General features: G+C 38.2%; 11 protein-coding genes. 7 read left to right on the forward strand and 4 right to left on the reverse strand.

The genetic code is table 11. The annotated features are described in order from the left end of the window. The first annotated feature begins 311 nt into the window (after positions 1-311). A complete protein-coding gene (locus tag MKL62_RS18790; RefSeq protein ID WP_005128200.1) occupies positions 312-875 on the forward strand; it encodes a TetR/AcrR family transcriptional regulator in 564 nt (187 codons plus the stop codon). 434 nt (positions 876-1309) lie between these two features. Here the strand turns inward: MKL62_RS18790 and MKL62_RS18795 are convergent, their stop codons facing one another. Together MKL62_RS18795 and MKL62_RS18800 are read right to left on the reverse strand one after the other, a co-directional pair. Then, a complete protein-coding gene (locus MKL62_RS18795; protein WP_005128202.1) occupies positions 1310-1996 on the reverse strand; it encodes a pirin family protein in 687 nt (228 codons plus the stop codon). A 244-nt stretch (positions 1997-2240) separates the two neighbouring features. Next, a complete protein-coding gene (locus MKL62_RS18800; protein WP_000793828.1) occupies positions 2241-3209 on the reverse strand; it encodes a threo-3-hydroxy-L-aspartate ammonia-lyase in 969 nt (322 codons plus the stop codon). Between the two features lie 253 nt (positions 3210-3462). Here MKL62_RS18800 and MKL62_RS18805 point away from each other — a divergent pair, with 253 nt between their 5' ends. Next, the gene (locus tag MKL62_RS18805; protein WP_000528170.1) at positions 3463-4086 is read left to right on the forward strand and encodes a helix-turn-helix transcriptional regulator; all 624 of its coding nucleotides are present in this window, start codon (positions 3463-3465) and stop codon (positions 4084-4086) included. Here MKL62_RS18805 and bauF read toward each other — a convergent pair. Continuing rightward, entirely contained in the window at positions 4083-4943 is an 861-nt protein-coding gene (gene bauF / locus MKL62_RS18810) for an acinetobactin utilization protein BauF (RefSeq protein WP_000160879.1), read from the reverse strand. The two genes, MKL62_RS18805 and bauF, sit on opposite strands and share 4 nt — an antisense overlap. 391 nt (positions 4944-5334) lie before the next feature. On the opposite strand from bauF, the gene basA reads away from it, so the two are divergent. Next, positions 5335-7182 carry an acinetobactin non-ribosomal peptide synthetase subunit BasA gene (gene basA, locus MKL62_RS18815; RefSeq protein WP_005128206.1) on the forward strand — a complete coding sequence of 616 codons (1848 nt, stop codon included), beginning with the start codon at positions 5335-5337 and terminating at the stop codon, positions 7180-7182. A gap of 70 nt (positions 7183-7252) precedes the next feature. On the opposite strand, the gene basB is transcribed toward basA, so the two are convergent. Continuing rightward, positions 7253-9283, reverse strand: a complete 2031-nt coding sequence (gene basB, locus MKL62_RS18820) for an acinetobactin non-ribosomal peptide synthetase subunit BasB (protein WP_109850609.1) — start codon at positions 9281-9283, stop codon at positions 7253-7255. A 630-nt stretch (positions 9284-9913) separates the two neighbouring features. Between basB and bauD the strand changes: the two genes are divergently transcribed. From bauD to bauB, 4 genes are read left to right on the forward strand one after another with little or no spacing between them, the layout of a single operon-like run. Beyond that, positions 9914-10855 (forward strand): ferric acinetobactin ABC transporter permease subunit BauD, encoded by a 942-nt coding sequence (gene bauD, locus MKL62_RS18825; RefSeq protein ID WP_030423600.1) that lies wholly within the window; start codon positions 9914-9916, stop codon positions 10853-10855. Then, entirely contained in the window at positions 10855-11802 is a 948-nt protein-coding gene (gene bauC, locus MKL62_RS18830; protein ID WP_005128211.1) for a ferric acinetobactin ABC transporter permease subunit BauC, read from the forward strand. Before bauD ends, bauC begins: the two co-directional genes overlap by 1 nt. Continuing rightward, entirely contained in the window at positions 11799-12569 is a 771-nt protein-coding gene (gene bauE, locus MKL62_RS18835; RefSeq protein ID WP_005128212.1) for a ferric acinetobactin ABC transporter ATP-binding protein BauE, read from the forward strand. Before bauC ends, bauE begins: the two co-directional genes overlap by 4 nt. A 6-nt stretch (positions 12570-12575) precedes the next feature. Beyond that, entirely contained in the window at positions 12576-13544 is a 969-nt protein-coding gene (gene bauB, locus MKL62_RS18840) for a siderophore-binding periplasmic lipoprotein BauB (RefSeq protein ID WP_005128213.1), read from the forward strand. The last annotated feature ends 23 nt before the right edge of the window (positions 13545-13567 follow it).

Consider the following 13567-nt stretch of genomic DNA (forward strand, 5'->3'; position numbering starts at 1 on the left):
AGTCTGCTAACCCTTTCTCGTTCTGCCACCATAATTTTAATGCTTTGGCAGAACTCCCAATAAAAAGGAGTTGGCTTTGCACATCCATTATTTCTTGGCAGCCTTTGCCAAAAGCTATAACGACACCACATAAACCTTAAAGCAGTTTGAGGGCTATTAGCGCTTTCAGACTTTAAATCGTCACAACCAAAAACTTAGCAACAATAAAACTTGAGATGTGCCAAGCACAGTCTTTATAGGCTTTGCTGTGCCTTTTTTCTCCCAAAAAAGTATCTCATTTACAAACAACAAGAATTTATAACGGTAAAACTATGCCAAATTTAATTCTCCCAACACGTGCCTTATACGTTGTACATAAAGCAATTGATCTGTTTCATCACCGTGGATTTCACCTTATTGGGGTCGACAGAATAGTGAGAGAATCAGAGATTACAAAAGCGACTTTTTATAATTATTTTCACTCTAAAGAAAGGCTTATTGAAATCTGCCTCATGGTGCAAAAAGAAAAGCTCCAAGAAAAAGTAGTCGCAATGGTCGAATATGACTTAAGCACTCCTGCCATCGATAAACTCAAAAAGCTTTACTTTCTACATACCGATCTAGAAGGGCCGTATTACTTATTATTTAAAGCCGTTTTTGAAATTAAAAATAGCTATCCCAACGCTTATCAATCCGCAGTGCGCTATAGAACATGGCTAAAAAATGAGATTTATAGCCAACTTAGATTGCTTAAACCCGATGTCTCTTTTACTGATGCCAAACTATTTTTATATATGGTGGAAGGCACAATCATTCAGCTTTTAAGCTCTGGTGGGGTAAGCGAGCGGGAGGGTGTGTTTGAATGTTTTTTAAGAGGAATAACTACATGCAAATGAAAAGTTTAGGGTTTTGCCAGTAGCGGCTAAATACGAGTCATAAGAAAGGGGGCTGTGCTGTATTTATCAAAAAATAACTTGTTTATTCAGCATGGCTCCTTTAAATAATGAAAGAGAAAAACAACAATGATCTCTATAGCTGTATGAGGGAGGACGTTATTTGAAGTTATTTATTGTGATATTTATTGCCATTTTTTCGAGTATTGGAATCATTTGCTTAATCGCATTACTTAGAAATTCAAAAAATTATTCACCATCGGCTGAGCATGATTATTCAGCTTCAACATATTCACCACACCACCATATTTACGATAACAGTCACCATAGTTCTCATTCATCAAATGATTGCTCATCATTTTCTGACTCGGGCGGATGTGATGGGGGCGGTAGCAGTGACTAAAAAGCCCTTTCATATAAAAGGGCTTTTAAGCAGTTTAAGGTAAATCAAACCAGATAAATTGGCTGTCTTCATTTGCATGAATCACGGCATTATCTTCAAAGACCAGAGCATCACCCGCTTTCACTTCGTACTCACCAATACGAACTTCACCTGAAATTACATGAACGTAATTTACTCGTTTTGAAGTCTCAACTGGCAATTCACGACCTTTTTCGAGTACAGCAGATTTTACCTGTGCATCTTGGCGAATATGCATTGGTGCATTTGCGTCAGGGCCTGCAATCAAATGCCATTCGTTAGGTTGATTACGCGGGTCCAAACTAATTTGCTGATAATTTGGCTCGGCTTCTTTTACATCGGGAATAATCCAGATTTGTAATAAGTGCACTGGCGTATCGGTGTTATTAATCTCACTATGAGCAACACCTGTACCGGCACTCATAAGTTGCCATTCACCTGCTTTAATCTGGCCTTCATTTCCCATGGTGTCACGGTGTGAAATTGCACCATCAAGCACACAGGTTAAAATTTCCATATTATCATGCGAGTGAGTGCCGAAACCGTTGTGGGCATCGATTCGGTCATCATTAATGACTCGAAGTGCATTTACCCCCATATATTTAGGGTTATACCAGCTACCAAACGAAAAGCTATGATAAGACTCTAACCAGCCTGCTTTAACATGACCACGATCTTCACTACGATGCAAATAAGCATTCATGACTCGATCTCCTCAATTATTATTTATCTCTTGAGGAATATGTTAAACCTGTGGGGTAAAGCTAAAAATAGAGTAGATGCAACATATTGTTGCATTTTTAAGATGATTAAGATTTTTATAAATATTCGTTTTAAATTTTAGATATAAAAAAAGCCTGTATAAAACAAGCTTTTTAAAAAGACTTTATATATAAATGTCTACCTATAAGGCTTTAAAGGAAATTATAGAGAGACACTGAGTTTGATTAAGCAGATAAAAACTCCGCGTATTTAGAAATATCGACATTGCCACCACTAATAATAATGCCGATACGTTTGCCTTTTAACTCATCTTTTAAATTACGGGCAGCCGCAAATCCGAGACATCCTGTCGGTTCAACCACCATCTTCATTCTTTCAGCAAAGAACTTCATAGCGTTAATGAGTTCTTCGTCTGTGACCGTCAAAATGTCATCAACTTTCTGTTGAATAATAGGAAAGGTCAATTTGCCTAAATATTGAGTTTGTGCGCCATCGGCAATGGTTGGAGGGGTATCAATATGAACAATTTCTCCTTTTCTAAAAGACATTTGTCCATCATTTCCTAGCGCAGGTTCAACGCCATATATTTTGCAGTTCGGAGAAAGCTGGCGAGCAGATAGGGCAGAACCTGCCAGCAAACCGCCACCACCTAAACATACAAATAGGTAATCTAAATCACCGACTTCTTCAAATAACTCTTTAGCAGCCGTACCTTGACCTGCAATCACATGCGGATGGTCATAAGACGGAATTAATGTTAGACCATTTTTTTCGGCAATCTCTTTTCCAATTTTTTCCCGATCTTCCGTATAACGGTCAAATTCAACAATATTACCGCCGTATTCTCGCGTTGCTGCCATTTTTGCAGCAGGTGCATCTTTAGGCATGATAATGGTTGCTGGAATACCAAGAATTTTTGATGAAAGCGCAATGGCTTGTGCATGATTTCCCGAAGAAAAAGCAACTACACCTGCTTTCTTTTGAGTCTCATTAAATTGCAAAAGTGCATTCATGGCACCACGAAATTTGAAAGCGCCTACACGCTGAAAGTTCTCACATTTAAAGAACACTTCTGCTTCAAATTCATTGTTCACCGTACGTGAAGTTAAAACAGGGGTTTTATTTATAAAATCTTTTATACGTTCAGCAGCGGCTGCGACATCTTCATAATTTGGAAGGGTTAAATTTTTCATAATTAAACCTGATTCTATTCAATGTTTTCGGATGCAAGATTTCGTATTGCCAAGGAAAGCACAATCTATTGACCTTGTTTAGATAAAATATATATATTTAGATAAAATGTCTAATTTATTTTTTAATTTGATAACAATGAGATATAAGATTTTGATTTACATTAAGTTTAAAATTAGATAAAAAGTCTAAATTACTGTTTGTGTACTTCACTCTACGGTTTGAAACAGTAATTAAGTCATTAGGAGAAATACATTGGGCAATCGTGATAAACATTTACTCACTCAACTTGATACTATCGCGAAAGGGTTAAGTGAAACACTAGCGCCTTTTTGTGAAGTTGTTGTCCATGACTTAACCAATCCTGAGCATGCCATACTTTCAATACACAATAATTTGTCTGGCCGAAAAGTTGGAGATCCGGCAACTGAGTTGGGGCTGGCAAGAATTATGTCTCCGGAGTTTCCAAACCTTATTACAAACTATGCTAACCAGTTTGCAGATGGCCGCCCTGCAAAAAGCACCTCGATTGGCATTAAAGATGAAGAGGGCCAGTACGTAGCTGCTTTATGTATGAATATTGATTTAACGTTATTTAGAGGGATGCAAAGCGCTTTAGAGCATTTCACTAAAATTGAAAATGACAGCATTATTGAAAATTTGGAACCGAATGGCACGGAAGCAATTCGAAGATATATCGATCAGTTTGCTTCAAAACATGCCACTACACCGCGTATGCTAAAACTCAATGAGAGAAAGCAATTAATACAAGAACTCAAAAATAATGGCTTACTAGAAATTAAAAAGGCGGTGGAAACGGTTGCCCAACATTTAGGTATATCCAGAGCCAGTGCCTATTTGTATGTAAAAGAAACTTAATTTGCCAAATCGAGGTCATCATATTCGTTCAAGGTCTTACCTTGCTGAATATGTTCCTGATAATGTTGAGCGCGCAGTTTGTCTAACTCTGAACTTGATACGCCATCTCTCCAATAGCCAGCAATGCGCACGTCATTTTTATTTAACTGTTGGTCTTCTAGAAAAAATTGACGTAAGGCTCTTGCTTCGTTGCGTTCGCAAGCCGCCCAAATCGTAATATTTTCATAATTTTCTAGCGCAAATGCTGCCTTTAAAAGAAGGCCTTTCTGTGACGTGTGATGTTCTTTATGGAACGAATGAATTTTGACATGCTCAAGTTCGGGTAATTGGCTAGCAATGTCTTTTTCAAAACTTTCAATGAAAATATCCGCACTTATGCCGAGTTCCCATTGCTTAAGTATTGAATATAACGCAGGTACAGCCGTATCGTCGGCAAACATGACCACATGCTTTTTGGCTGTAAAGTTGGGAATGAAATGAGGGCGGGGGCCAATAAGCCCGATTTTTGTACCCACTTGAGCCGAATTAAGCCATTCCATTGCTGGGCTTAAATCTTCATGTTTAACAAAATCAATTTCGATTTGAGCATTTACAGGGTTAAATGAACGGACCGTATAGACACGTGAAATGGGTTGTCCCTCTGGCGGATTGTTCACAATTAACCGAATTGCCAAATTGGGAGCTTGCCAAAGCTCTGGTTGTAATGTGTTGATTTTTCCTTGAATTCTTACAATAGAAGGATACGGCGTCTGGATCGAGACAATAGTCATCTCAAGCTGTTCCATATCTTGTAAATGGTCTTTTTCTTTTAGTAAGTCGCCATATTCTTGTTTCGATTTTTCTGCAATTTTTGTCATATATATAACCCAAGCTTAATGATTACTATAGAGCGCGATAATTGATATAGATGTAACCTCTCTATGGCTACGATAACCAAGTTAGCCCTTAATGTAAATAATAATCATTATTAATTGTGAGTTTTAGACGATAGAATTAGTTCACTAAACGATTAAACCGAATAGAAAAATTATTTTATTATTTTGATATTTATCATTTTTTATTAATGGCTTTTAAAAGAAAGAAATTGATATTTCTCTTAATAGTAATTGTAAATGATTATCATTTATATTATTGTGCTGGGGTATCTATTATTCAAACAAACAGCGATAAAGACGACATTTTTATAACATTGTTTTGAATATTAGGTCGGGTGGTATTGCATAAAGAATAGGGTGAGGACCAAGATAAATGCTAAAAGATTTGAGTCAAAATTTAGGGCAAATGAATGATAAAAATAACAACGTAGAAAATTTCTTAAAGCGAATTTATGAAAATATTTTTGAGCAAAATTCCAATCGAACAGCACTCATTTTTGAAGGTCGTAGCATTAGTTATGCTGAGGTAGGGACTCAGGTCGCCAAGGTTATGTATGCGCTAAAAATGCAAGACTTGGCGACAGGGTCGGTGGTGGCAATTTGCCTGAGAAAAAGTCCTGAGCATATTTATACAGCTTTAGCATGTGCGCTCACTGGCTTCATTTGGCTACCTGTAGATATGGATTCTCCGCCATCGCGACTGAACTATTTATTGACGAATAGTCGGGCAGATGTTGTGGTGAGTGACTCATCCATTGCAGGTGTGCAAACACTAAATATTAACGAAATTTTATCGGCTACAACTGAGTATGAACCGAGCTTTAACGCCGAAATTAACCGACTTCCGGCATATTATTTATATACTTCGGGAAGTACAGGAACTCCGAAATGTGTGGTCTTAAATAATCAAGCCACAGAAAACACGCTACAACAGACGATCTCGGAATGGAAAATTACTGCTGACGATGTGATTATGGCGGTAACACCGTTTCATCATGATATGTCGGTATTTGATGTATTTGCTTCAATGGCAGTGGGTGCAACTTTGGTGGTTCCATCTTTTGAGCAAAGTAAAAATGCTGTTGTCTGGGCCGATTTAGTAGATCGTTGCAAGGTTACGATTTGGAGCAGTGTTCCTGCCATTGTCGATATGTTGTTCAGTGTAGCTCAAAAAGAACAATTACAGTCTTTGCGTTTAATTGCCCAAGGCGGCGACTATATCAAGCCTTCACTTATAGCGAAGTTAAGACAACAATTGCCTAACGCTCGTTTATTTTCATTAGGTGGGCCTACCGAGACCACAATTTGGAGTATATGGCATGAAATAAATGTGCAAGATCAGGAAATTATTCCGTATGGAAAAGCTTTAGAAAATAACCGTTATTTTATTTTGGATGAAAATCTAAAGCCTTGCCAAATGGGCGAGGTCGGTACGATGTACATGACTGGCCTAAATTTATCTAATGGTTATTTACTTGACGGGGAAATTTACTATAAAGATTTCGTTGAAATTCAAGTGAGCGAAAATGAAACTCAAACGGCTTTTCGTATGAGTGACCAAGGGTATTTTAGGGAAGATGGAAATATTATTTTTGCTGGACGTGAGGAAGGTTATTTAAAAATAAAAGGTGTGAGAATCTCTGCGGCTGAGGTTGAAAATGCTTTGACGAAGAACCCGTATATCCATAACTGTGTGGTGATCAGTTGTGTACATCCAACGACTGAAACTCAAGAGTTAGTCGCCGTTTACACCCTAGAAAATAAATACAAAACTACTCGCCTAAATAGCCCCGAATTAAAGAACTTCTTAAAAATACATTTACCGAGTTCACATATTCCTTCGAAATATTTGGCCGTCGAAACCATACCTCTGACCCGAAATGGAAAAATTGATCGTAAAGCTGTGCAAGAAATCGCTCAGGGGAAAATTTATGTATCTTCTACGTTGTCTGCAAACTCTTCTAAAACACAGTCATCAATCGCTGAGGTGGGGGATTCGGTTTTATCGGTTTTCCGTGAATGCATATCTGACAGTCAAGCTGAAAAAATGGATATTTTTTATAGAAGTGAAATATTAGATATAGGAATTCGTCCGAAACAACTTATGAGTATTGCTCAGAAACTTTCTCAAAAGCTCAATACACAAATTGATTTTTATACGCTAGTTAGCTGCAAAACAATTCAGGATGTGGTGAATAAAGTAGAGCAGCAAATAAAATAGAAAAATTGAAATGTGCTTAAAAGCGGAGTTGAGTTGTTTGCTTTTAAGCACATGGTGGGTTTTAGGGTAACTAGATTTGAGCTAAGGTTGCCTTCATTTTTTCGCAAATACTTTTCACTATTGCAGTCGGGAAGCGGTGGGCTTGATACGTAATGATCATGCTTAACTGATGCTGTCCATCAATCACATTTTCCATAATTTCAAAATGTAATCCGAACATCGATTCATTACGTTCCGGCAAAATCTGGCGATAAGGAAGGTCTTGTCCCTGAGGTGTTTTGAGCGCGCCGTTTAAAGCATTATTTGAATGGATATGAATAAACACATCAAATAACAGTCCTTCATCTGCGCTCATCCCTAACGCATTTTGTATATGATTGATGGGAATATCTGCATAGGCCATCGAGGTATTAATCATTGTGCTGATATTGTGGAGCAACGATTGGAATGAATCTGAAGGGCTAAACTGTGTGCGATGCGCAACCATGGTCGTAAAGTAACCCACCGTATCAAAAAACTCAGGATCAGTTCGTCCAGATGCAGAAGTACCAATCACAATATCTTTTAAATCGCCTTGTTGCTGTAATGCATTGGCGATAGCAGTATAGAGAACTGCGAAAATAGAAGAGCTGTGTTGTCTTGAAAATGCGAGGAGCTTTTCATACATTTCTGGTGCAAATTTAAGTTCGAGCCATTGAACTGGAGGTTTTTCTTTTTCAGCATTTAATTCATGTTCCGAAACAGGGAGGCTTAGACCTATGGTTGCTCCTCTTAACAGCTTAGTCCAATAATTTAGATGGTCTTGGTTAATCCCTTGCTTTTGCTGGAGTAAAGAAAAATCGAGAATAGATTGGGCTGGTGCCTTCCAGTTTGGAGCTTGAGCATTTGAGCGAGCAAGATAAGCATGCGCAAGGTCAGCCATAATGGTATTTAAAGACCATTCATCAATCACCATGTGGTGAACTAAAAACGATAGAGTTTGGCGACCTTTGGCATTTCGAATCAAACGAATTCTTAAGGGAAGTTCACGGGTTAAATCAAATTTATATGAAGCTTCACTGGTAAGCGTTGCATCGTGACTTTCGGCACTGTTCCAAAACCATTTGAATTTTTTAAGTTCAGATGTAGGAATAACCTGTTGATAGGTTTGACCATTGGCGCTATTAAAAATTGTACGTAAGCCTGCATGGCGCTCAACAATATCTGTAAAGGCTTGCAAGAAAATATCTTCATTAATTTCTTCAAGGAATTCTACGGCAAATGGTAAGTTATAAATTGGGCTAAAATCGAACGCAGAATAAGCTTGCCACAGGAAATCTTGAGCTAAAGTAAGCGGGGCTTTATCGACACTTTGTAAGGTGGATTTTTCAGTTTTTGCAGATTTAACGAAAGCGTATTGAGCTAAATCGGCAGCAGATGGAGATTTAAAGAAATCATTAAATTGAATCTCAATTCCATGTTTATTAAGTAGGTTTCCAATAATTCGCGTTGCTAATAGTGAATGGCCGCCAAAATCAAAAAAGTCATCATGCTGACTCATTTCTGGTTCAGCGAGCGTATTTCGAAACTCTTCTAAAATAATTTCTGAAACATAAGTTTGATTAGGTTGTTCTGGCGCTTTTGTAGAACTTACATCTAGATGATTTGAGATATCAATTTCCATCAGCACCAATGGCATATTATTTGGTGAGTTTTGTTGATATCGATTTTGTATAGCCTGAATAAAATCTGACTTTTGATAGCTTTCATCAAGAATCGGGTGGAGCGCTAAAATAAGAAAATAGTCTTGTTCAGTTTCTACGAGACTTGTAAAAAAAGGGGGATGAAATTCTGCATTCCATGCTTGCGCTTTTAAGGCGGCGACCTGCTCAAATACTTGTTCTGCATTGCTTTTTTTTACTTCTAGACAAGCCGAATGATCATCAAATGGATACTTGTATAAATCACCTTCGTCACTAAATGTATAGCGAACATTTAAGTCAGGTGTAGTTTTAATAATGTCTTGAATTGCTTTAATGAGCAGTTGAATGTCTAAACCTTGATTAAGTTTCCATAGATTAAAACGTCGGTTAACTTGTTCAGGCTGTTGTAATTGCAACATCCAGATATGTTCTTCGTAATCAGTAACCGAAAGGAGAGAGGGCGATTTGGAAAATTGTTCCAACATAAATGAATCCTGGTTTATCAAATGGCTATTTTCATCAATTTTTATTTCGCAAATTTTTTACATTAGATTAAATTTCATATAATTCATAATGTTATAGATTTGCTTGTTTGCAAAAATTGACCTTTTTCTAATGAGTTGATGTCCACATGAACTGTACTGATGTAACAGTAGGGTTACATTTTACCTTTAAACATACTATAATTGATTCTCATTTACATCAAGATTATTATTTGCAAGTAGATAGTGCCAATTGAGAATGACGAATTTTTAAAATAGAAAATAAATAATAAGTGATTGATTAATATTTATTTAATTCGAAATTGGTTAGGCAAAAATAATTTAAAGATGAAAAAACGATCCTAAGAATAGGGCTGTGATTTTGCCTATTTAAAAGGAACTGATTCTGTTGTCTCGATAAAATTGAGGAATTTTCATGAGAATATTCAATCATGAAAGGTTAATAAGCCCATCAAATGTTGAACAAATTTTCCCTCACTTTGGTTTGATGGGACTAAATTTGCAATTTGCATCGGCTTTATTACGCTCAAGTGGGGCACGCCACTGATGCAATTCGGCTTATTCTGTATTTTTATCATTTTATGTATTTGCTCGTTATTGCTCGGGGCTGAGCCAATACAGTGGACTACCTTATTTTCTTTTTCTCATGAGAGTTGGCTCACTCTTACAGCCAGCCGTATTCCTCGTTTAATTACTATTGTGCTTACAGGTATCGGGTTGGCGGTATGTGGCGTCATCTTGCAACATATTGTGCGTAACAAGTTTGTTGAACCGGAAACATCGGGCGGTTTAGATGCTGCCAAACTGGGAATTTTAGTGTCGTTAACTTTAGTTCCGGTAACCAGCACGCTGAGCAAGATGATATTTGCGATCATTTTTTGTTTTATTGCCAGCTTAATTTATATCGCAATTATTCGGCGGATCCGTTTTAGAAATACGGTTTTAGTACCAGTTATTGGTTTGATGTACGGCAGTGTACTGAGTGCCTTAGCTGAGTTTTATGCCTATCGCTTTAATATTTTACAAAGTATGCAAGGGTGGCTTTTAGGAGATTTTTCAAAAATTGTCCAAGGCCACTATGAAGTTATTTACATTATTTTTCCGATTGTTGCCCTGACTTATCTTTTCGCACACCGCTTTACCGTAATTGGTATGGGGGAAGAGATGGCTTCTAGTTTGGGACTCAGTTATGCAGCTATAGCCGCCATTGGTTTGATACTGGTTGCCATTACAGTTTCGACCACAGTAATTACGGTTGGTGCTATTCCTTTTGTCGGGCTCGTGGTCCCCAATTTAGTCGCACTGAAATACGGAGAAAACTTAGCTAAAACCTTGCCGATTGTGGCTTTGGGTGGGGCATCTCTATTACTGATTTGTGACATTCTTGGCCGCTCAATCATTTACCCATTTGAAGTGCCGATCGGACTTACCGCAGGTGGTGTGGGGGGAATTATTTTCCTCATCCTCATTTTGAGGGAGTTCAGATAATGCGCATTACAAAGCTATGGATGATTTATCTGATCGTTATCTGCCTAGCAGTATGTTTTTTATTTTTAAACTCAGGACTAGATTTTGATTACGTCATTCCTAACCGACTTCTGCGTCTTGCCACGATTGTGATAGCCGGTATTTGCGTTGCTTTTTCCTCAATTGTTTTTCAAACATTGGTCGGTAATCGTATTTTGACTCCCTCAATTATGGGCTATGAAGCGATTTATCTCTTATGGCAAGTTTTGTTGTTGTTCTTCTGGGGAACACATGGATTAAGCCAGTTAGGAATAAATGGTAATTTCTTTATCTCTATCGTTTTAATGCTGCTTTACTCGTGGGTAATCCATAAGTGGTTATTGCCATATGGCAGAAATGATGTCTTTCTCCTGTTGCTTTTAGGGTTAGTCCTTACGATGGTCGTTGGGACGATTACTCAATTTATTCAACTCAAAATTAATCCTGGTGAATTTTCTGTTTTCCAAGGCCTTAGCTATGCTTCTTTTAATCGCTCTCAACCAGAAACTTTATTGTATGCCAGCTTAGCCGTAGTCATTGTTCTATTTCTCGGTAGGAAAGCGCTCCCTGTTCTGGATGTTCTGATTTTAGGGCGTGAGCAAGCGATTTCATTAGGCATTCATCATCACCGCTATGTCAGTTTCTATTTAGCCCTGATCGCTATTTTGGTTGCGGTATCTACCAGCCTGATTGGCCCGACAGTATTTATGGGCGTATTCATTGCCAACATTACTTATGCGCTAACAAGAAGTTATAAGCATAAATTAACGCTGCCCATGGGCTGTGCCATCACGATTGCCATATTTATTGCTGCTCAAATTTTAGTTGAGCACGTTTTTAATTACAAAACGACCGTCAGCATTTTGGTCAACCTCGTATGTGGCATTTATTTCCTTGCGCTGACGGTTCGTACCCGAGGTGTTGCATGATTCATGTCAAGAATATCAATAAGTCATATGGAAATAAGCCAATACTGACTGACGTAAATGTTGAATTTCCTACAGGTCAGGTGACGTCACTCATTGGTCCAAATGGAGCCGGAAAATCGACTTTGCTCATGATGATGGCACGTTTAATTGAGCCGGATAAAGGCGAGATTTTTCTTAATCATCAAAATATTGCGGATATTAAAACCGCTGTTTACGCCAAGCATGTCGCGACTTTACGTCAAGCACCCGGCTTTAATTTGCGCTTAACCGTAGAAGAGCTGGTGTCATTTGGACGCTTTCCCTATAGCCGTGGTGTTTTAACCGAGAAAGATCGCCAAGTGGTTGATGAAGCTATTGAGTTTCTTTCTTTAGAGCCGCTGCGCAAATCTTACATAGATGAAATTAGTGGTGGTCAAAGGCAAATGGCCTTTTTGGCGATGACGATCGCACAGCAAACAGACGTACTTTTATTAGATGAACCCTTAAATAACCTTGATATGAAACATGCCGTTCAAATTATGCGTGCACTCAGACGCTTATGTGATGAACAAGGGCGTACTGTGATTTTAGTCATTCATGACATCAATTTTGCCACGAATTACTCGGACCATATTGTCGCGCTCAAGAACGGCAAGCTTCATTTCAGTGGGTTAACGGAACAAGTGATTACAGAGGCGCAATTAAATGATCTGTACGAGCTTGATTTTGAAATTACATACAGTGAGCGTGGCTGTATGTGTAATTACTTCAACTCATCTGGAGCTTGAATACATATGAACTGGAAGAAAAAGTATGGGGGAGTAGCCCTCATCATAGCGGCAGCTGTCACTCTACAAGCATGTGATCAAAAAGTTGCAGATACCACTCAAGCTTCTCAGAAGCTAGCAGAACCGATTACGGTGAAACATGCGCTTGGAACTACGGTGATAGATCATTTACCGCAACGCGTTGCTGTACTTGATATGAATGAAGCTGACTTTCTAGATCAACTGAATGTCCCGATTATGGGAATGCCAAAAGATTATGTTCCACACTTTTTGGAAAAATATAAAAAAGATCCACAAATTCAGGATTTGGGTGCAATTGTACAGCCCAATATGGAAAGGATATATGCATTAAAACCAGACCTGATTTTGATGACGCCATTACACGTTAATCAATATCAGGAACTGTCAAAAATTGCCCCGACCATTCATTACGATATTAATTTCAACAATAGCGAGAGTAATCATATTGGTTTGGTTAAAGACCATATGATGACCTTAGGAAAAATATTTAATAAAGAAGACTTAGCTCGCCAGAAAGTTTCTGAACTTGATGAACAAGTGAAGCAAGTACAAGCCGTAACGGCCAATCGCCCGGAAAGAGCATTAGTCGTTCTTCATAACAATGGGGCATTTAGTAATTTTGGTATTCAGTCACGCTATGGCTTTATTTTTAATGCCTTTGGGGTAAAGCCTGCAAGTGGTGTGGTGGATACAAGTCTACATGGGCAACCTATTTCGAGTGAATTCATCAAAAAAGCTGACCCCGATATTCTTTATATCGTGGACCGAACTGCTGTGATGGAACATCGCTCAAACATTAATGCTGCCAGTGTTGAAAATCCATTATTACGTCAAACCAAAGCATGGAAAAACGGTCGTGTCATTTTTGTCGATGCCGATGCGTGGTACACCACGGCTGCAAGCCCAACCTCACTCAAAATAGTGATGGAAAATGTGAAAAAAGGCTATCAATAAATTTTTGGGCACATCACTTAGTT

Origin of the sequence: Acinetobacter sp. AOR01_HL, from assembly GCF_027855455.1 — a bacterium.
In the GTDB taxonomy this organism is placed as follows: domain Bacteria; phylum Pseudomonadota; class Gammaproteobacteria; order Pseudomonadales; family Moraxellaceae; genus Acinetobacter; species Acinetobacter baumannii.